Genomic DNA, 19,961 nt, shown 5'->3' on the forward strand with positions numbered 1-19,961 from the left:
GGAGGTGAGCGTGTGCTGATTGAAGATTTATTTCGCGCACCGTGGCATGAGCAAGTGCTTTCAGAATTATCGAAAGGAATCATGACAGACGAACAGCTTTTGGCGGCCATCGTTAAGGATTGGGAAACGAGTGATAAGCGCAAACTGATGGTGCTTGGCGAGCGATATTATCGCACGAAAATGGATATCGAAAAGAAACAGCAGGATATCACTTGGCGGTCGAATCAAAAGTTGGCTCATGATTTTGTGAAAAAGCTCGTGAATCAGAAGGTGGGTTACTTACTTTCTAAAGAGCCGACCATCGCGACAGAAAATAAAACATATCGGAAAATGATGCAAGATATGTTTGATAAACGTTTGTTGAAAACAATGAAAAACCTTGGAAAAGAAGCGATCAATAAAGGGATCGCTTTTTTGTATGTATACATTGACGAAAAAGGCGAGCTGTCGTTTAAAAAAATTCCGAGCGAGCAAATTATTCCGTTTTGGAAGGATAACGATCACGAGGAAATTGTGTCGTTTATTCGCGTGTATGAAGAAGTGGTGTACACGAACACGCAAAAGCAAAAACAAAAGAAAGTGGAGTACCATCATCCGAAAGGAATTAAATATTACGTGCTGCAAGCTGACTCGCTCGTTCCAGATGTGTTGGCTGGAGTAGAAACGAATTATCATTTCACTATTAACGAGAAGCCGTATTTGTGGGAGCGCATGCCGTTAATTGTGTTTAAGTACAACGAAGAAGAACAGCCACTCATCGATTGTATCAAGTCGTTGGTTGACGATTATAACTTGCAAGCGTCTGTGAACGCGGATTTACTTGCCGATATTCCGAATTTCATCTACAAGCTTGTGAATTACGGAGGAACAGACCTGCAAGAATTTTTAAATGATTTGAACCGATATCGGGCGGTAAAGTTAGATGAAAACGGTGATGTGGGCAAGCTACAAGCTGATTTACAGACAGATGCAGTCGAAAAAGAATTATTGCGCATTCGCAAAGCCATCTATGAGTTTGGACGTGGTGTCGATACACAAGACGAAAATTTAGGCAACGCAAGTGGCGTAGCGCTGCGATACCGATACTCAGATTTGGATATGGATTGTAACATTCTCGAAACTGAGTTTCAATCCAGTTTAGAGCAATTGATTTGGTTCATTGACCAATATTTGCTCATGACTGGGAAAGGCGATTTTACGAATGAACCGATTTCAATTATTTTCAATCGGGACATTATTATTAACGAGTCGGAGGTCATTGCTAACTGCCAGGCATCGGTTGGCATTCTCGACGACCAAACGATTCGCGAAAATCATCCGTGGTATACGGAACAAGTGGAAGAACGACTGAAAAAACAACAGGAACAAGAGCAAATGGATAATGGCTATCAAGGAGCGTTCCAGCAACAACAGAAAGATGGGAACGTAAATGAATAGTCGTCAGTATTGGGAACAACGTTCGACGCAAAGAGAACAGGAAGCGCAGCTGATTGTCGACAAGTATTTGGCGCAGATGAAGCAACGGCTCAAAGAGGCACAGCGTGATATTTTGAAGCAGATTGAAGCCTTTTACGCTCGGTATGCGAAAGATAATCAAATTTCGCTACATGAGGCAAGGAAGCTACTAACGTCGCAAGAAATAAAGGCGTTTAAAGAAATTGACCTTGCTCGTTTTCGTGCGATGGCGCTTGAAGGGAATCCACAATATGAAAATTTACTCAACGCAATTAGCTATCGTGTCCGAATTTCGCGATTAGAACTGCTCTTGGCACAGATTGAAATGACGATGTTGCATCTATACGGCGGCAAAAATGGCTTGCAAGAGTACACCTACACCGGATTGGTGGATGTATACCAAAACTCGTACTATCACTTCATGTATGATTTTGCGATGGCTGGTATACCTGCAAATGTTCAAATACTCGACGATAGCACGATGCGCGAAGTGATGTCGTATAACTGGAGTGGCAGAGAATTTTCGAAACGAATCTGGGGACACGAGCAGGAAACGATGCGAAATATCCGAAAGTCGCTCGAACAAAGCTTTATCATCGGTCGTTCCATTGACAAAACAGCAAAAGAAATTGTGAAAGTAACGGACGTGGCATATTCACGCGCTGAAACGTTGGTCAGAACGGAAGCGAGTTTCTTTCACAATTTGGCTGCACAAAACAGCTATCGCGACGCAGGAATGGAGAAGTACGAGATTTTGGCCACGCTCGATATGCGAACATCGGATATTTGTAGATATCAAGACGGAAAGATCTATAACGTCAAAGATTATAAGCCAGGCACGAATGCTCCGCCTTTCCATGTCCGTTGCCGAACGACGACGATTCCGTATTTTGATGAATCGGAATATACGAAAGGTGAGAAACGCCAGTCGATGAACGGGTTGGTGGATTCCGTTTCGTATGATGAGTGGTATAATGAAAATGTATTGAAACCAAAGCTCGAGGCTGAACGTAGAGAAAGAGAGAAACGTAAAGCGTTAGAAGAACAGATACGAGCTGATATTCGAAATGGTGTTTATAAGTTGGAGCATAGCCGAAACCATTATGACAAGCATAATCCATCTCATAAGCGCTATCTTGATTATGTAGAAAGAAATAAAGCGAAAGGCAGGCAGAAACCAAGCTATTTAACAATTTCTTATGAAGAAGCCAATGAGTTAGTGAAAAAATACGCAGGAACAGGGGAATTGGCTGTGAATATGAAAACTTTAGAGTGGTTGAAAAAGGAGGATATTTTTTCACATTCCGAACCGATAGGAGTGCATGTAAACCAAACGACGGGTGAGGAAACAGTGACAAGTAATTTTAGAATACACTACTCTAAAACAGGTACTCACATTGTCCCAACAATAAAGAAAGGTGATGAGTAATGAAAATCTGGGAATATGTAGGTAAGAAAGTGAGAATTATATACAAGGATGGAGATGTGCTAGAAGGGTTTGTTCGCGATTATTGCGATGGAGAAGACAGTGAGGATGGAATAGATAGCTTAATAATTACAAACGAAGAAACAAAAGGACAAGGGTATGTTTTTGGAGTATTGGAAACCGAAATAAAATCGATCGAAGTCATTGGCTAGAAGCGCTTAATCACATTTAGGTGGTTGAGTGCTTTTTTATTTCTCGTCTTTTTAGCATTTGTAGACGTTAAAGAACAAAGTGGTTCGTGGCCGTAACCACGTAAAAAAAACGTAACCAGAGGAGGAATGGAAATGAAACGCGAATTTCTTGAAAGTTTAGGTCTTGAAAAAGACGTCATTGACAAAATTATGGCTGAACATGGGAAGTCGGTAGAGGCGCAAAAAGCGAAAGTGGATGACTTAAAAGCTAGCCTCGACGACATGAAAAAACAGCTAGAACAACGTGATAATGACTTAAAACAGCTCAAAAAGCAAGCGGAAGGAAATGAAGAACTTCAAACAAAGCTTGCGGACTTGGAGAAGCAATATAAGGACGAGAAGGCGGCATATGAAGCGAAAATCAAAGAAACGCAACTAAACAGCGCAATTAAACTCGCAATCAATGGAAAAGTGCATGATGCCGACCTAGTTGCATCGCTTCTTGACAAAAATACAATCGAACTCGATGAAAATGGCAACATCACAAAAGGACTGGAGGAGCAGCTAAAGACGCTGCAAGAAACCAAGTCCTTTTTATTTGTACCTGAAAACAGTAACCAACCAAAAATCACAGGTATCAAACCAGCAGAGGGCAGTCCGACTGGCGGAGAGTCAGAAGATCCGTTCTTAGCTGGATTCAATTCTATTTAATGTACAGGAGGTAATGAGTAATGCCAATTAACTATGCAGAAAAGTATGCACCATATGTAGATGAACGTTTTAAAAAGCAATCTCTTTCGAATGGAGCTGTGAATCAAGACTTGGATTGGGTCGGGGTCGAAACGGTGAAAGTATTCTCGATTCCAACCGTTCCGATGCAAGACTATACACCGACGGGAATGAGCCGTTACGGGACGCCATCAGAATTACAAAACAGCGTGCAAGAAATGAAAGTGACGCGTGACCGTTCGTTTACGTTCACTATTGACAACAAATCGAAGCAAGATACGATGGGCGTCATGGAAGCTGGGAAGGCGCTGGCTCGTCAGATTGACGAAGTGGTTGTTCCAGAGGTGGACATCTACCGCTTTGCCATCATTTGTGCAAACGCAGGCACAACAGCGACAGCACCGATTACAAAGGATAATGCCTATGAAGCATTCTTGGACGCAACGACGACACTTACAGACTTGAAAGTGCCACTTGTTGGGCGTGTAGCTTATATTGGAGCGAATTTTTATAAGCAAATTCGTTTGGACCCTTCTTTTATCAAAGCATCTGATATTGCACAAGACGCGTTAATGAAAGGGCAAGTAGGTCAAATTGATGGGATTCCGTTGATTACCGTTCCATCTTCGTATTTACCAGCAAACGTCGAATTTTTCATCACACACCCAATGGCAACGGTTGCGCCGATTAAATTGACAGACTATGTGACACACGAAAACCCGCCAGGCATTAACGGTACGCTTGTGGAAGGACGTATTCGCTACGATGCGTTCGTATTTGAAAACAAAAAGAACGCCATTTACGTACACAAAAAAGCGTAAGGGGTGACAAAGGATGAAGAAGTTTAAAAAAGGAGATAAAGTGCTCATCGCAACAAATGATGTACAAGAAGCTGCATTTAAAAACGCTGGATACGAAGAAGTGAAAGAAGAAGAGGAGAAAAAGGGAACGAAGAAAGCGATAGAAAAGGCAGCTGAATAACGATGGATGTGATGGATATTGTGAAAGCGGAATTAGAAACTCCGCCATCGGATGAACGTTTGATGATGTATATCGACAAAGTTGGTCAAGCGATTAAAACTTTTTGCAATCGCGACGACATCCCGCAAGAGTTGTTGTATGTGCATGCGGATATGGTAGTCGATTTCATTCGCCTGAAGCAAAAAAATGCACCCGATGCCGAACAAGCTGTCCAGTCCATTAAAGAAGGGGACGTGCAAGTGACGTTTGCCGTTCCTGAAAAAAGTCAAGGCGAAACCGAAGTGGAAAGCATCGTTCAATCCTACAAGAGCGCTTTATATAAGTTCCGAAAAATGAGGTGGTAGCATGTCGGTCCGTGATATCTTTCTCAAAGCTAAATCCGTAGTCGAACGACTGTATGACCGAACAGCTACTATTCAACGATACGAAGCGTATCAGAAGCCGAATGGTGCTGATGGAATGCAATGGGTGACAAAGTACGAAAACGTGCCTTGTCGCCTTTCTACTGTTGGCATGCAGACGCTGAATAACGCATCACAAGATGATGTAAACGTCATTCAATACGATGTTAAAGTTTTTTTGTCCAGCGAGATGGATGTGCGAGCTGGGGATGTTTTTGTAATCGATGGGGTGCGTTACGAGTCAGCGAAAGAACCGTTTGTGTATGTCACCCATCAAGAAGTATTGCTCATTCGAAAGGGCTATGCGTAATGGGATATGAATTTAGCGAAGTCCGATTGTTAAAACAGCAGTTAGTGGAATTGAATAAAATCGCCCATCAAGTTCAAATGAAGGTTGCAGAGCGCATCGCGCAGTTGGCGATTCGAAAAGTGAAGAAGCTGACTCCTGTGGATACAGGGAATTTACGAAACAATTGGAAGTACTACGTGGTAAGCAAAGGCGATACAATTTATATTCATATTTACAATCAAGCCGAGTATGCGTCGTTTGTGGAAAATGGGCATCGTATTGTGGTGGCTGGACAGACCGTCGGATGGGTAGAAGGTCGGTTTATGTTGAAATTGACAATGAACGATATGCAAAAAATCGCCCCGAATATGTGGCAACGGGAGATTGAAAAGGAGATGAGGCGGATCTTTGGAGATTAAAGCACTCATCATTCAGCAAATAAAACAAGTGTTTGAAAACGTCAAAGTATATGATGAAAAAGTCAAGCAGGGGCTTCAAACTCCTGCTTTTCTCGTTCGTATGATTCAGTCTGAACAAGAACGGAAAATCAAAGGACAAGTGTGGAGAACTTACTCATGGAATGTTGTATATTTTCCGCAATCAACGGAAGTGGATGCGGAGTGTGATGGCGTATTTGAAACGTTTCAAACTGAATTTCAATATATCGCCAACAAATATCATGTGCATCGAATAGAAGGGGGAAAACAAGACGATGCACTTGTCATCACATTCGATGTATCTGTACGCCTGCAAGAAGTGGTGGATGAAACAACGATGCAGACGCTAGGAGGTGTGTGGATTGGCAAAACAGACTGAAAAACAAGTGAGATACGGAAAATCAGCCTTCATTCGTGTCCCAGAATACGGAAAAGATCGGCTGTTGCTTGAAGTATTGCTTGATGAATCAAAAACGTACACGAAAGAAGAAGTAGACTCGCTGCTGAGTGAGTGGAAAGCGAAGGAGGTTCAATAATGGCAGGTGGAACATGGAAAACACAAAATAAAGTCCGACCTGGTGCGTATATCAATTTTGAGACAAATGGCTTGAATGCTATACAGGATACTGCCGCAGGTGTGGTGGCCATCCCTCTCAAGTTAGACTGGGGCGAAACAAGAGAATTTGTGAAAGTGTCACCAAATACGAAGTTTAAAGAAGTATTTGGCAAGGATTTAAGTGCAATCGTTCCTGTGCGCGAAGCGTTTAAAGCGACGAGCCAAGTGATTGTTTATAACCTAAACAGTGAAGGAACAAAAGCGACAGCGACTGGTGGTGGATTAACAGCAACAGCCAAATATGCAGGGTCAGACGGAAACAAAATTTCCGTGGTCGTTACAGCAAATTTAGATGGGACTGCAACAGTGAAAACGTACTTCGACGGAGCGATTGCTGATACACAAACCGTAGCTGCCATTGCCGACTTGCAACCGAACGCTTTTGTGACATTCAGTGGCCAGTTGCCGACTTCTGATGTGACGTTAACACTTGCTGGCGGAACAACTGGAACGGCAACAAACGACGCGTATACGGAATTTGCGGCAGGGCTTGATACGCAAGATTTCAAAGTGGTCGCTGTGGGCACAGATGATTCGACAGTAAAAGCATTGCTCACGTTGAAAGTGAAAGAATGGCGTGCGAATTACGGAAAAAATGTAACGTTGGTGACAAACAATTATAATGCTGCCGACCATGAAGGCGTGGTGTCTGTGTTAAATGGAGTCACGCTTGAAGGAGGAGAGAAATTAACGGCTAAGGAAGCGCTGTATTGGTATGCGGCAGCGTATGCGAGTGCTGGCACGAATTCATTGACCTATGCTGAATATCCGGGCGCGGTGGATTGTGAGCGCAAAACGCATGAAGAAATCGAACAAGCGTTGAAAGATGGCCACATCGTCTACACTTTCAATCGCGACGCGGTCGTTGTCGAACAAGACATTAATACGTTCCGTTCTTTCACACCGACGAAAAATCAAGACTTCCGCAAAAACAAAATTGTTCGTGAAATGGACATTGTTTCAGATAATACGCAATATATCTACTCCAAGTATTTCATCGGGAAAGTAAACAACAACGATGACGGTCGAAATTTGTTCAAAAAAGAGCTAATGAAGACGGTATTGGATCCTCTCGTGCGAGTTGGTGCTTTGGAGCCGTATAATCCAGATGAAATTGTGGTTGAACAAGGCGATGAAAAAGACGCGGTATTGGTGAATGTGGGACTTAAGTTCGTCGACGCCATGGAAAAACTCTACATGATTGTTGCGTGCAAATAATAAACGGAGGTGATGGATATGCCACGCGTAATGGAATCTAAAGACGCGATTTCGTCGAAGGAAGGAACATTATACATCACGATTGACGGAAAATCTTATGAATTTGCTGAAATTGTGAAATTCGATGCGACAATCGAATATATCAAAGCTGATGTGAAGCGTGTAGGTGCACGCATGAACGGCAGTAAAATCGTCGGGGCAAACGGAAAAGGAAATATGACATATTACTACCACCGCCCAGAAATTCGAGCGATGGCGTTGGAATATTTGCGGACAGGAAAAGCGCCGATTTTCGATGCGATGTTGGTTAATGCAGATATTACGAGTGCCGCTGGGAAGCAAACGGCGATTATTAAAAACATCGTGCCAGATAGCACATTAATTGCCAAGTTGGATGGTGATTCCGACGATGTCTTAAAAGATGAAGTGTCGTTCACCTTTGACGATTTCGATTTGCTGGACCAATTTAAAACGATTAACTAAGGAGGATCTGCATGAGCAAGTTTAAGGCGTTCTTAAAGGGAAATGCGAAGCCATATGAAAACGTGGAATTGAAACTGGAGCGTTTTGACGAACCACTTGTGTTGCGTCCGTTGACTGCGGGGGAAGCCGACGCCATTAACGAGCGTTGTTTTAAATTCCGTCCAGGCAAAGGCGGAAAAATGGAACGTGTATTTGATGTGGTAAGATACAACCGCGAAATTTGTGTGGCGTCGATTGTGTATCCTGATTTGAATGATCGTGAGTTGCAGGAGTCCTACGGCGTATTAGGTGCGGACAAGCTATTCGCAGAGATGTTCTTGCTCGGTGAAGCAAACCAAATTCTCGAGAAGGTCACAGAAATTTCGGGGCTTGATAAGACGATGGATGAAGAGGTAGAAGAGGCAAAAAACTAATTGAAGAAGGTGGAGAGGCGTTTTATGCGCATGTTGCTCTCCACCGTTTTCATTGGCGCCCTCGTGATTTTTTAGAAATGGATCGAAAAGAAAAAGCGTTTGTGATTGCGAGCATTCAGTTGGAGCTAAAAAAAGAGAAAGAAGAACAAGACCGCATAAAAAGCAAAATGAGGGGGTGAGCGAATGGCTGGAGTTCAAACGACGCTAGCGTTAAATGATAGATTGACAGGACCACTCATGAAAATGATTCGTGCGATGGATGCGACCATTCGCGTGATGGAAAAAATGGATGCAAGCGCGACTCAACTAGATACAAAAGGACTAGCGAAAGCACGCAAAGCCATTATGAACGCATCGGCTGATTTAGAGCGCTTGATGGTAGCTTCTAAACAGGCGGATAGCTCTTTGGGGCCGTTAGGATCTAAATTTGCTAATTTGCCTCCTCCTGTTGATCGGGCGACAAACTCGGTGAAAAGTTTCTTTGCTGCATTTGCAGGATCAGCTGCAGCATATATGGCAATAGAGACGTTAAGGCAAGGGATACAAACATTTGTTCAAGCCTCAGACGCTTATGTTTCTACATCAGCTCGTTTAGCGAATATTAATGACGGTTTGCAGACACAGGCAGAGTTACAAGAGAAAGTATATCAAGCCGCACAACGCAGTCGAAGTGGGTATGTGGACATGGCAAACTCTGTGGCGAAGTTAGGTTCATTGGCATCAGATGCTTTTGGAAATACCGATGAAATCATTCGCTTTTCTGAATTAATGGGAAAAGCATTTGCTGCAAATGGTATATCAAAAATTGGTCGCGAGTCAGCTATGTATCAGCTCACACAATCAATGGGTGCAGGAAGATTGCAAGGAGAAGAGTACAATAGCATCGCAGAAAATGCTGGTTTTCTTTTAGATGCGATTGCGAAAATGATGAAAGTTCCAAAGGGAGAGCTTAAAAATTTAGCTTCTGAAGGCAAAATCACAGCTGATATTGTTAAAGCTGCCCTATTCAAAGCAGCCGATGACATCGAAAAGAAATTCAAAAACATGCCGTTGACGTTTGCAGACGCAATGACCATGTTTAAAAACTGGTCGCTTCGTGCGTTCGAACCGTTGTTGATTCGTTTTAACCAGTTCGTGAACTCTGATGCGTTTGCGACAATGGCGGAGCACGCGATGTTTTTTGTCAACGTGTTTATTAAGGGAATGGACCTTGCTTTTGATGCGCTGGAGTTCTTTTATCGAATGATCGGTGCCTTCGGACGATTTTTTGAAGAAAACTGGTCGTGGATTGCGCCGATTTTAACGGTGATTGGTTCTGTTTTAGCTGGGATTGGCGCGATTTTACTTGGGCTTGCGGCGAAATGGTTGATAGTGAAAACAGCTACAATGATTGCCGCGGCAGCTCAGTGGGTTTATAACACAGCCATGCTTAGTTCGCCGGCCACGTGGGTGTTGCTTGCTATCATTGCTTTGCTTGGGTTTGTTGCTTATGCCACAGTAAGGTGGGGAGAGCAGACGGCAGAAGTTATTGGAGTTATTTTCGGACTATTCGCTAGTTTAGGGGCGTTCGTTTGGAATATCATCGCAAACATTTGGAACTTATTTGCGATGGTTGCTGAATTTATTATGAATGTCTTTTTTGACCCAGTATATGCGGTGAAAAAGCTATTTTACGATATGGTAAAAATGGTCATCGATAATATGGCAGCACTCGCCGGTTCATTTGATACAGCCGCAAACTTTCTAGCAAACGCGTTTGTTAAGGGAGCAAATATCGCAATTGGTGCAGTCAATGGTTTAATCAAAGCGTTGAACATGATACCGGGCGTGAACATTGGTACGATCGGCAAGTTAAGTGCTAGTTCAGTCGGAAGTTTGTCTGGCGGACTGAAAAACTTTGCGGCGAATCTAAAACCGCCAACAAGTAGTGAATTTATAGTCAATATTCCGAGGATGAATAGATTTAATGTTCCGCAAGCATTTCATGCGGGGTATGCTGCTGGAAATAAAATGAGCAAATGGTTGTCTGATAAAACAGCCAACTTGTTAGATAAAACGCAAAAACTAGCAGAGGGAATAAAAAAGGGCAATCCATTTTCACAGTCATTAGGAAGTCAAATCGCAAATAGCCCTGGAATGAAAAACCCTCTAGCGAGTGGGAAAGATGACAAAAACCCGACGGGCGGTAAGCTCGATAAAGTCGGAAAAATTGACGATGAAATTAACATTGCCGACGAAGATTTACAAGTCTTTAAAGAGCTGGCGACAATAAAGTCCATTCAAAATTTCATCACATTGACGCCAACGGTTCAAGTGCAGACCGGTGATATTCGCAACGAGGTGGATGTTGACCAACTTGTTCGCAAGTTCGAGGAAAGCATGGTAAATGAAATCGCCCGTTCAGCAGAAGGGGTGTATGCGTGATGGAACGAGCCATTTATTTTCATGCAAATGACCAAGAAATGTTTCGGCTTCCTGTGAATCCTGAGAAAGTGAATGTAAAAACAGAAGGAGACGGAGAGGAGTTTACGATTGCAAAGCTCGGGCGTGTCAACGTACCGAAAGACAAAAAGTTATCAGGCTTCTCTCTTGATTCTTTTTTTCCTGCTCAACCTACCCACTATTCGGGCGCGGTTTTCAAAGAGCCGACATACTATATTGACTTGTTACAAAAATGGATGACCAATAAACAGCCGGTGCGCTATATTTACGTCAACGGTTCTTTTACAATCAATGAATTAGTGACCATTGAGCATTTCGAATATGACGAATCGTTCGGTAGTGAAGACGTCAATTTTTCGCTTGAATTGAAAACATATGTGCCGTTTGCTCCAAAGAAAATGCAAGTGGTCAAAAAACAAACGTCATCAGCCGTTCAGGTTGTAAAGAAAAATACGCCCGCGCGCCCAAATACCAAACCTAAGCCAACGACGTACACATTGAAAGCGGGCGATAACCTTTGGAAAGTAGCAAAACTTTACACTGGAAACGGCAACCGATATCCAGAGCTGCAAAAGCTGAACGGAATTAAGGATAGTCAGTTGCGGAAACTACCAATCGGGTTAGTGTTAAAAATCCCTACGGATTGGGTGAAATGATGGAAATATTAATCGATAACCGAGACGGATCTATCTGGGACATGCCTGTATCAAGCGTGCAATGGAAAACTAGCCGAATCGGGAAGGCTGGGACGTTGGACGCAAAATTAATCATTGAGCAACCAACGAAATTCCCTGTCAATAACGGGGCTATTATTCGTGTAACAGACGGTGCTTATAAGATTTTTTACGGATATGTATTCGAAACCAGTTTTAACACAAGTAGTGAATTTCATGTGAAAGCATATGACCAATTGCGGTACCTCATGTATAACGACACATTTGTATTTTCTGCGACCACAGCGACAGCTGGTATAAAGAAAATTGCTGCCGATGCAGGATTAAGAATCGGAACATTTGAAGATACAGGATACAAAGTGCCAGCGATGGTTGAAGATAATAAAAAAGTGCTCGATGTGGTCGCGAAGTTTTTAGATTCAACGTTAATTGCGACGAACAGAAATTATGTGCTGTTCGATCATTTTGGAAAGCTGGATTTACGAAATATCAATAACATGGCCATTCCAGCAGACGACTTCTACATTGGAGAAGAGAGTCTGCTTTTTGATTTTGACTATAAAAAATCCATTGACGAAGAAACATATAATCGCGTCAAAATCGTACAAGACAACAAAAAAACTGGCAAACGCGAGGTCTACATCGCTCAAGACAGCGCGAACATTGCCAAATGGGGACGACTGCAAGAATTTCGAAAAGTCGACGAAAAGATGACAGCAGCGCAAATTAAGGATTTGTTGGACAAGCTGATTAAGTTACGGAATCGGGAAACGAAATCATTGAAACTCAATTGTCTCGGTCATTGGAAAGTGCGTGCAGGTTGTTTTGTGTTTGTGTACATTGAAAAAATCGGCGTGAAACAATATTTCCTTGTCGATGAATGCACGCACAACTGGGACAGTGGTGTGCACACGATGCAACTTGATTTGAAGGTGATTTGATATGAGTTTAATAGATTTGATTAAAACAGTCGCTGTGAAAGCTGTAGAGGCAACAAATCCAGTCAATGTTTTGTTTGGTACAGTCGTATCTGAAAGCCCCCTTGAGGTTCAAATACACCAGAAATTGAAGCTGACAGAAGAATTTTTGGTTATTACGGAACGTGTAACGCGATACGAAGTGAATTTGGAGCACAATCACGGCGGAGGAATAAAAGCATTAAGTGGGATGTTAACCGATACGCCGATTCGGACTGGATTAAAGAAGGGCGATAAAGTCGTTTTACTTCGCGTTCAAGGCGGTCAACAATTTGTTGTGTTAGATAAGGTGGTGAGATGATGGTACTTCCTTCTGAAAATATCACAATTGAAGAAGCAGAAGTGATGGAACCATCGGCGATTCCATCAAAAACGTATCGTCTTGACTTTGAAAATGGCCAATGCGGTGGAATGATTGATGGAGTAGAGGCGATTAAGCAATCCATCTTTAAAATGTTGAGTACCGATCGCTTTAAATATTTGATTTATAGCGATAATTACGGGTTTGAGAATTTGATTGGAAAAGAACGGCTTTTTGTCCAAGCAGAATTGCCAAGACGAATAAAAGAAACCGTATTGCAGGATGAGCGAGTAACAGATGTAGACGTGACGGTGCAATTTTCTGGTGACTCGGCCATTGCGAAAATTTTGTGCTACACCGTTTATGGAAAAGTGGAACTAACGAAAGAGGTGAACGGTGTTGTTTGAAAATCAGACGTTTGAAACGATTTTACAACGTATGCTGGACCGCATACCAGACGATATAGACAAACGAGAAGGTTCGATTATTTATGACGCCTTAGCACCAGCAGCGATAGAATTGGCGCAAATGTACACCGAATTAGATGTAGTTTTGCGCCTTGCGTTCGGAGAAACATCGACGGGTGAATATTTAGATAAGAGAGCCGCGGACTTTGGTGTATATAGAAAGCAAGCAACGTCTGCTGTGCGAAAAGGGATATTTACAGATGGGAACAATGCGCCGTTTAATATTCCGATCGGAAGCCGATTTAGACTGAACGATATGGTCTATGTAGCGATTGAAAAAATCACGGACGGTCAATTTCGTATGCAGGCTGAAACATCAGGAAGTATAGGGAATCAAGATTTCGGCAACCTCCTCCCGATCGAACCGATTGAAGGGCTAGGGACAGCGACATTGGCAGATGTGTTGATTCCTGGCGAAGATGAGGAGAGCGACGAGTCACTTCGAAAACGATTTTTGCAAAAGGTGCGGGAGCCGGGAACGAGCGGAAATGCGGCAGACTACAAACAATGGGCAACTGAAGTCGCGGGTGTAGGTGCGACAAAGGTGACACCTCTTTGGAACGGACCAGGTACGGTTAAAGTGACTATCATCAACGCAGACATGCAGCCAGCAACAAATGAATTGGTCGCTCAAGTCCAACAGTATATCGAACAAGTGCGACCGATTGGCGCGGCCGTTACAGTAGCTTCTGCGATAGGCAAAGCGATCGATGTTTCGGGGAATGTAGTCTTGGCGTTGGGCTACACATTACAAAATGTGCAAGATGCTTTTGCGGCAGCGCTGGATGAGTATTTCAAAGAGATTGCTTTTTCAGCGACGTATGTTAGCTATGCAAAAATCGGGACGCTTTTATTAAGTACGCCTGGTGTCATTGATTACAATGGGCTGACTGTAAACGGGGGGACGGTTAATGTTGCGCTACAAGATGAAGAAGTTCCGATACTTGGAACGGTGAATTTGGGGGAATAGATGAATGGTCGATTTGTTTCAATATCTCCCTAACTATTATGATAACATTCGAGAGGTTCAGGAACTGATAAGTGCAGAGGAAGAAGAAATTGGGCTACTGCAAAACGATATTGATGAATTACTAGAACAATTCCACATTGACACAGCAACCTGGGGGCTGTCCTATTGGGAGGGTATTTGTGGCATCCCTGTTGACGAAAGTAAGCCAATTGACCATCGCCGAAGTGTGATTAAGTCAAAGTTGCGAGGTATCGGAACGGTCACGGTAGAACTGGTCAAAAACGTTGCCGAAGCGTACTATAACGGACAAGTTGAAGTAACCGAACAGCCATCAATTTATACAGTAAAAATTCAATTTGTAAGCAAACTCGGAGTTCCGCTGAATTTAGCCGACATTCAAAACGCTTTGCGTGAAATTATTCCGGCTCATTTGGCGATCAACTTCGAGTTTTCTTATTTGCTTATTAGAGATATTCATAACGCGATGACACTTTCTCAGTTGCAAGCGACAACACTCGATAAATTTGCAGGAGGTGCGTAAAATGGCGAGTAATACACCTCGACTCGGATTATACAAGAAAGATCCTATTGCTGACGCAAATGATACGTTTAACATACAGACGATGCTCAATGACAACTGGGACAAGATTGATGGGAAAGTCGCTATATTAGGACCAGATGGAAAAATCCTATCAGAACAACTGCCCCAACAATCGTTGCCAACTGCCAGCACCACACAGGCAGGAATTGTGAAGTTAAACACTTCGACAAACAGCACGAGCACAAGTGAGGCTGCAACACCGAGTGCGGTGAAAGAAGTGAATGACGCTCTTGCTGCGCATTCGGCTGATTATGTGAAACATCCAGCGGATGGCGGAACAACAGGAGGAACAGCGACAGCATATACGTGTTCAAGTAATCCTGCACCGACAGCGTTAGTAGATAAAATGGGGATTGTGATTACCGTCCATGTAGATAGTGGTGCCAATCCCACTTTGAATTGGAATAATCTTGGTGCTAAACCGATCAAGAAACCAAACGGAAATGCTGCAGTCTTAAAAGCAGGAGGTATATATACCCTTAGATACAATGCTATTTCTGGAAATTTTATCTTACAGGGTGAAGGAGGTGGGGGAACGGCTCAACCTGCAGACGTATTGAGTGGTAAGACGTTCACCAATGATAGCGGAGAACAGACAGGAATAATGCCGAATAGAGGGGCTATTACTATTACACCGAGTACAATAGATCAAACGATCCCAGATGGTTACCACAATGGAAGTGGAATCGTTAAAGGCGATCCTGATTTAATTCCTTCAAATATTAGACAAGGCGTAAATATTTTTGGTGTGACAGGTACATTGGTAGAGGGAAAAAGATGGGCGAGTGGAACAGTTTCTATTACTAATAACAATAGCGTTTCTGTTACAGGATTAGCTTTTAACCCAAAATATGTATTATGTTATATAAGTTCAAAGGGACAAGTTGCTGGAAATTTTAATGGTAATTCGTCACTATTTTCTATTCCTTCAACAAACATGTATCAAGCAGATTCTAGGATTTCTCTTGTAACTGGAGGATTCATTGTTTCTTACTCACAAAACGTTACAATAGATTGGATAGCATTTGAATAGGGGGAGTAACATGATAAAGCAAATAGGGAGAAAAATTTATTACGACAAAACCACAGGTAACGTCATTCTCGACACAGGTGAAAGGATGGGCGCGGTCATCGAAACGACCGTTAACCAAGATTTTGAAACGTATCAAGCGTTAAAAGAGCGTGTTCGCGATACAGTTGGTGTTATTCAGCTCGAATACGGTCAATATGCGCAGGATTTCTCACAATGCAACGGTTACCGCGTAAATCCCGAAACGCTAGAATTAGAGTTTAGTTATCCCGACCCGAACGCAACCGAGCCACAAGAACCTGTTTACGTGAAGCCATTGAGTGAACAGGTGAAAGAACTAGAACAACGCCAACAAATTATCCAACAAGCCTTAGATGACTTACTGTTAGGAGGTATGTAACAATGGCAGCTTATCTTGCTCAGCGTATCATTGACGAAGCGTACACATACGATTACGTGATCCAGCGTCGTCCTGATTTGAAAGAAGGGATTGACGCTTATTTAATTTCAAAGGGAAGAGAGGACTTAATTACACAGTAATTAAAAAACTCTTTCGTATACAAAAAATTCCTCTTATACTAAAATTATTAGATTTAACTTTGTAATAAGGGGAGATAGTTAATGGGGAAGATTAAGTATAATCTTGAGACTAAAGACGATTTTATAGATTATTTAGGTTTAATAATTGAGCAAGTTCAAAAGCAAATGTGGAGATATAGGCGATATTTAAGTGAAGTTGAGGATTTATGTCGTACAAAAATAAAGGAGTATGATTCCGAAATTAATGAAGTTTCCCTTGAAACTATAATAAAAGTACTGAATGACCCGCTTTATATGCAGAATAGAGCAAAAATAAAGCCTATCCCATTTTATAAATACGCTGAGATTCGGGATAAATTGGAATTTGTTAATCTTCGGCTTCTTAACTTAATCGGTGACAAAACAAAGGAGGCTGTTTCATACGCTAAGTTTCGTAAAACAGCAGAAAAATTAGAAGAAAGGCTTTTAAAAGAAGGTAAGGAAAGTATTATACAATTAGATAATCTTAGTACAGATATTCAACAAAAAATAAATGAATGTTATAAAGCTCGAAATTATGTTGCTCACTGGGCTGATACAAAGTTTATTGCACAAAAGGAATATAGAACCAGTCAGTTAAAAGAATTTGAACAGATATTTGAAGTTGATTTTATAAATTCTCATAAGCATATAATTATGGTTAACAGATACGAATATGTTGATATTGAGTGGCTATTTGAATTATATGTTGCTTATAAAAAGAATCAAAAAATTTACAGTAGTATTTTTCAACAAATGAGAAGAGATTATACCAAAATGGTAGGAAAACCAACAGAAATAACACCTATTCAAGGAAAGGTACTCCCTTTTAATTTTTCACTAATTTCACAACAATCAGTGGACATGCAATTTAAAAAGGATAAATAAAGAAAACATTGTTGCTAGTACTATCAAAAGATACTATAAAGAAAGCCAACAAATTCTTTGTTGGCTCTTTTTTACTACGCAGTAGGACGATAATGCGCAACAAGCACACTTTCGTATGAGAGTGTGCTTTTACTTTTGATGAAAGCGAGGAAACCAAATGAAACATAATACAAACACACTATACACAACGGTTACAGGCGGTAGCACATCAGCTATCGCCTATTTAATTGGCGGGGTTGACCATCTTGCGATTGCGCTTGGAATTATGATGGCCGTGGATTATATTTCGGGACTGATGGTCGCTGTTGGTACAAAAGAGGTTTCATCCAAGACGGCTTTTCGAGGATTGATGAAAAAAATGGCCATGATTTTAGCGGTCATTGTAGCAAATCAGCTGGATGCGGTGACGGGTAGCGGTGATTTTATGCGCAACACGATGATTATGTTTCTGATTGGCAATGAAGGCATTAGTTTTATTGAAAACCTCGGTCGTTTGGGTGTATCCATTCCAGGGCAGGTTTCGAAGGTATTTGCGCAGTTAAAAAGTGAAAATCAGAAGGGAGAGGAGAAACAATGAGCACGTGGACGGAAAAATTTATTCGTGTAAACAAATATTCGCGTCCAGGAACGAAACTAAAAGGCGTGAAAAAGCTCGTCCTGCATTGGACAGCCAATCCGGGCGCATCAGCATCCAACCATTTCACGTATTTTGATCGCTCCATTATCCAAGCGCAACGATACGCATCGGCGCACATTTTCGTTGATAAAAATGAAGCGCTCAATATCATTCCGCTTGATGAAGTAGCGTACCATGCGAATGATGGCACGTATCGAGGCGTTCCAGAGTTGAAACCAAACGCGAATTTGTTGTCTATCGGCGTAGAAATGTGTATAGAGAAAGACGGTACATTTCATCCCGACACAGTCGCTCGTACCGAAGATGTGTTTGTAGAGTTGTGTAAAAGATTCAAACTCGACCCGATGAAAGATATTGTACGTCACTATGATGTCACGCGGAAGAACTGCCCTGCACCGTGGGTTAAAAACGGACAAGCATTTGAAGACTTCAAAAAGCGTGTAAAGTTGAAAATGAGCACTGGCGATGTATATGTTGTTCAAAAAGGCGACACGCTTTCTAGCATCGCTAAGAAGTACAATACAACAATAGACGAGTTGCAAAAACTGAACAATATCGCGAATCCGAATTTGATTCGTGTTGGGCAAAGATTGCGTGTGAAATTATAAAATAAAAATCCCCCGCCTTATCTTGTTAAGAAGGCGGGGAATACTATAGATCTTTTGAAATGGCATCTTCTACATATTTTTCAATTAATTCTTGAACGGTACGTTCAATTTGTTTAAAGACAATTTCTCTAATAGTATCCTGCATCTGAAGCGATTCAATTATTTTGATATGTAAAGAAGCTTTATCAACTTCGTTTAGAGAACATATATAGCTACCGATTTTGTTTCGAGAAAAAGTCATGATTTGGTCTAATTTTACATACGAATCATTGTTCAAGTTTGGATAGTCTTTTTTGTAAAGTGGCAAATGATATGATTTTAGTTCTTTCTTATTTCCATCTTTATCATATAAAGATGTTAAAGGAGCTAAAACAACGGTTTGATTAGGCAAAGTATAATCGTGTAATAAAAGAGCCGGATGAAGACCTTTAATCGTGTACTGAGGTTTAGGGTCTTCTTCCGGGAAGTTAAACCATATGATATCACCTTGTCGAAATTCTGAATGACTCATACAAAACCTCCATCATTCTCCTTGTTTATTTTCAAACAGGTCAAAAAAATCATTGTCATCATAATCCCTTTTTTGTAATTGTCTTAGCAGATGCTTTTGACGGATTTTAGTGTTGTTAATCATATCTAAAAATTCATATCCGTTCTCGTCACGGAATCGTTTCAAAGCTTCGTCGACGGGAGATTTATTTTTCTTCACATCACTAACAGTCTTTTGAACCAACTCCTTCGTATTTAGCATATCAGATTTCCCCCTCTTATTGTTTTTTAACCCGTTTTCCTTGTCATTCATAAGAATCACCTTCCTACATAAACGATATGCTACAAGTATGGGAAGGTGTCCTTGTTTTTATTATATCAAAAACGAATTTTCTACATTTTTATACGAAAAACCTATAATATCAACGATTTTACGCGATTTTATACGAAAAAACATGTCAAATGATTTTTTTCGACATTTTGCTTTTTTTAAAACAAAAGGCGGATCGCCCCGCCTTGTTTTTTCGTCATTTTTAAGTTATCATCTCGTTAACTGTAGATGAGCAAATTCGCTAACATAAATTTACAACCAAACAAAAAAGGAGACATGAACCCGATTCCTTGGTTAAAATAGATGTGCCACAACTATCCACAAGGAGGTTCATGTCTCATGAATAGAT

General features: G+C 41.5%; 29 protein-coding genes. 27 read left to right on the plus strand and 2 right to left on the minus strand.

Going from position 1 to position 19,961, the window contains the following annotated elements; all coding sequences use genetic code 11:
- The first annotated feature begins 12 nt into the window (after positions 1-12).
- From K1I43_RS12840 to K1I43_RS12970, 27 genes are all read left to right on the plus strand, one after another.
- A complete protein-coding gene (locus tag K1I43_RS12840) occupies positions 13-1,437 on the plus strand; it encodes a phage portal protein (RefSeq protein WP_019417349.1) in 1,425 nt (474 codons plus the stop codon).
- Entirely contained in the window at positions 1,430-2,884 is a 1,455-nt protein-coding gene (locus K1I43_RS12845; protein WP_019417350.1) for a minor capsid protein, read from the plus strand. Before K1I43_RS12840 ends, K1I43_RS12845 begins: the two co-directional genes overlap by 8 nt.
- The gene (locus K1I43_RS12850) at positions 2,884-3,093 is read left to right on the plus strand and encodes a hypothetical protein (RefSeq protein ID WP_019417351.1); all 210 of its coding nucleotides are present in this window, start codon (positions 2,884-2,886) and stop codon (positions 3,091-3,093) included. Before K1I43_RS12845 ends, K1I43_RS12850 begins: the two co-directional genes overlap by 1 nt.
- 132 nt (positions 3,094-3,225) lie before the next feature.
- Complete coding sequence (locus K1I43_RS12855) at positions 3,226-3,783, plus strand: phage scaffolding protein (RefSeq protein ID WP_019417352.1); 558 nt, start codon at positions 3,226-3,228, stop codon at positions 3,781-3,783.
- 20 nt (positions 3,784-3,803) lie between these two features.
- Positions 3,804-4,622 (plus strand): N4-gp56 family major capsid protein, encoded by an 819-nt coding sequence (locus K1I43_RS12860; RefSeq protein WP_019417353.1) that lies wholly within the window; start codon positions 3,804-3,806, stop codon positions 4,620-4,622.
- Between the two features lie 13 nt (positions 4,623-4,635).
- Entirely contained in the window at positions 4,636-4,782 is a 147-nt protein-coding gene (locus K1I43_RS12865; RefSeq protein WP_019417354.1) for a hypothetical protein, read from the plus strand.
- Positions 4,783-4,793: 11 nt separating this feature from the next.
- Positions 4,794-5,126 carry a head-tail connector protein gene (locus K1I43_RS12870; RefSeq protein WP_240688427.1) on the plus strand — a complete coding sequence of 111 codons (333 nt, stop codon included), beginning with the start codon at positions 4,794-4,796 and terminating at the stop codon, positions 5,124-5,126.
- A 1-nt stretch (position 5,127) separates the two neighbouring features.
- Positions 5,128-5,493: a DUF3599 family protein gene (locus tag K1I43_RS12875; RefSeq protein WP_019417356.1), complete on the plus strand. Its 366-nt coding sequence runs from the start codon at positions 5,128-5,130 to the stop codon at positions 5,491-5,493.
- Positions 5,493-5,891, plus strand: coding sequence for an HK97 gp10 family phage protein (locus tag K1I43_RS12880; RefSeq protein WP_019417357.1), 399 nt, complete (start codon positions 5,493-5,495; stop codon positions 5,889-5,891). Before K1I43_RS12875 ends, K1I43_RS12880 begins: the two co-directional genes overlap by 1 nt.
- On the plus strand, positions 5,881-6,288 hold the full coding sequence (locus K1I43_RS12885; protein WP_019417358.1) for a phage tail terminator family protein: 408 nt from the start codon (positions 5,881-5,883) through the stop codon (positions 6,286-6,288). Before K1I43_RS12880 ends, K1I43_RS12885 begins: the two co-directional genes overlap by 11 nt.
- A complete protein-coding gene (locus tag K1I43_RS12890; protein ID WP_238148397.1) occupies positions 6,263-6,445 on the plus strand; it encodes a hypothetical protein in 183 nt (60 codons plus the stop codon). Before K1I43_RS12885 ends, K1I43_RS12890 begins: the two co-directional genes overlap by 26 nt.
- Positions 6,445-7,743: a phage tail sheath subtilisin-like domain-containing protein gene (locus tag K1I43_RS12895; RefSeq protein WP_019417360.1), complete on the plus strand. Its 1,299-nt coding sequence runs from the start codon at positions 6,445-6,447 to the stop codon at positions 7,741-7,743. Before K1I43_RS12890 ends, K1I43_RS12895 begins: the two co-directional genes overlap by 1 nt.
- Positions 7,744-7,761: 18 nt before the next feature.
- Positions 7,762-8,226, plus strand: coding sequence for a phage tail tube protein (locus K1I43_RS12900; protein ID WP_019417361.1), 465 nt, complete (start codon positions 7,762-7,764; stop codon positions 8,224-8,226).
- A gap of 11 nt (positions 8,227-8,237) precedes the next feature.
- Entirely contained in the window at positions 8,238-8,639 is a 402-nt protein-coding gene (locus tag K1I43_RS12905) for a phage tail assembly chaperone (RefSeq protein WP_019417362.1), read from the plus strand.
- Between the two features lie 183 nt (positions 8,640-8,822).
- Positions 8,823-11,063 (plus strand): tape measure protein, encoded by a 2,241-nt coding sequence (locus tag K1I43_RS12910; protein WP_019417364.1) that lies wholly within the window; start codon positions 8,823-8,825, stop codon positions 11,061-11,063.
- Positions 11,063-11,737 (plus strand): LysM peptidoglycan-binding domain-containing protein, encoded by a 675-nt coding sequence (locus tag K1I43_RS12915; protein WP_019417365.1) that lies wholly within the window; start codon positions 11,063-11,065, stop codon positions 11,735-11,737. The genes K1I43_RS12910 and K1I43_RS12915 overlap by 1 nt, the downstream gene beginning before the upstream one ends.
- Positions 11,737-12,696, plus strand: a complete 960-nt coding sequence (locus K1I43_RS12920; RefSeq protein WP_019417366.1) for an XkdQ/YqbQ family protein — start codon at positions 11,737-11,739, stop codon at positions 12,694-12,696. Before K1I43_RS12915 ends, K1I43_RS12920 begins: the two co-directional genes overlap by 1 nt.
- Before the next feature lies 1 nt (position 12,697).
- Positions 12,698-13,033 carry a DUF2577 domain-containing protein gene (locus tag K1I43_RS12925; RefSeq protein ID WP_019417367.1) on the plus strand — a complete coding sequence of 112 codons (336 nt, stop codon included), beginning with the start codon at positions 12,698-12,700 and terminating at the stop codon, positions 13,031-13,033.
- Entirely contained in the window at positions 13,030-13,440 is a 411-nt protein-coding gene (locus tag K1I43_RS12930) for a DUF2634 domain-containing protein (protein WP_100215853.1), read from the plus strand. The genes K1I43_RS12925 and K1I43_RS12930 overlap by 4 nt, the downstream gene beginning before the upstream one ends.
- Entirely contained in the window at positions 13,433-14,470 is a 1,038-nt protein-coding gene (locus K1I43_RS12935; RefSeq protein WP_020424533.1) for a baseplate J/gp47 family protein, read from the plus strand. Before K1I43_RS12930 ends, K1I43_RS12935 begins: the two co-directional genes overlap by 8 nt.
- Before the next feature lie 4 nt (positions 14,471-14,474).
- Positions 14,475-15,011 (plus strand): YmfQ family protein, encoded by a 537-nt coding sequence (locus K1I43_RS12940; RefSeq protein ID WP_019417370.1) that lies wholly within the window; start codon positions 14,475-14,477, stop codon positions 15,009-15,011.
- Between the two features lies 1 nt (position 15,012).
- Positions 15,013-16,104, plus strand: a complete 1,092-nt coding sequence (locus tag K1I43_RS12945) for a tail fiber protein (protein WP_019417371.1) — start codon at positions 15,013-15,015, stop codon at positions 16,102-16,104.
- A gap of 10 nt (positions 16,105-16,114) precedes the next feature.
- The gene (locus K1I43_RS12950; protein WP_019417372.1) at positions 16,115-16,501 is read left to right on the plus strand and encodes a hypothetical protein; all 387 of its coding nucleotides are present in this window, start codon (positions 16,115-16,117) and stop codon (positions 16,499-16,501) included.
- A gap of 2 nt (positions 16,502-16,503) precedes the next feature.
- A complete protein-coding gene (locus tag K1I43_RS12955; protein ID WP_019417373.1) occupies positions 16,504-16,641 on the plus strand; it encodes a hypothetical protein in 138 nt (45 codons plus the stop codon).
- Positions 16,642-16,722: 81 nt separating this feature from the next.
- A complete protein-coding gene (locus K1I43_RS12960; RefSeq protein WP_019417374.1) occupies positions 16,723-17,547 on the plus strand; it encodes a hypothetical protein in 825 nt (274 codons plus the stop codon).
- Between the two features lie 157 nt (positions 17,548-17,704).
- Complete coding sequence (locus K1I43_RS12965; RefSeq protein WP_019417375.1) at positions 17,705-18,124, plus strand: phage holin family protein; 420 nt, start codon at positions 17,705-17,707, stop codon at positions 18,122-18,124.
- Positions 18,121-18,792 (plus strand): LysM peptidoglycan-binding domain-containing protein, encoded by a 672-nt coding sequence (locus K1I43_RS12970; protein ID WP_019417376.1) that lies wholly within the window; start codon positions 18,121-18,123, stop codon positions 18,790-18,792. The genes K1I43_RS12965 and K1I43_RS12970 overlap by 4 nt, the downstream gene beginning before the upstream one ends.
- Before the next feature lie 43 nt (positions 18,793-18,835).
- Here K1I43_RS12970 and K1I43_RS12975 read toward each other — a convergent pair whose 3' ends face one another.
- On the minus strand, positions 18,836-19,303 hold the full coding sequence (locus K1I43_RS12975) for a type II toxin-antitoxin system PemK/MazF family toxin (RefSeq protein ID WP_019417377.1): 468 nt from the start codon (positions 19,301-19,303) through the stop codon (positions 18,836-18,838).
- A gap of 12 nt (positions 19,304-19,315) precedes the next feature.
- The gene (locus K1I43_RS12980) at positions 19,316-19,594 is read right to left on the minus strand and encodes a hypothetical protein (protein WP_019417378.1); all 279 of its coding nucleotides are present in this window, start codon (positions 19,592-19,594) and stop codon (positions 19,316-19,318) included.
- Positions 19,595-19,961: the final 367 nt, after the last annotated feature.

The organism is Anoxybacillus sp. ST70, assembly GCF_019553625.1.
GTDB lineage: Bacteria > Bacillota > Bacilli > Bacillales > Anoxybacillaceae > Anoxybacillus > Anoxybacillus gonensis.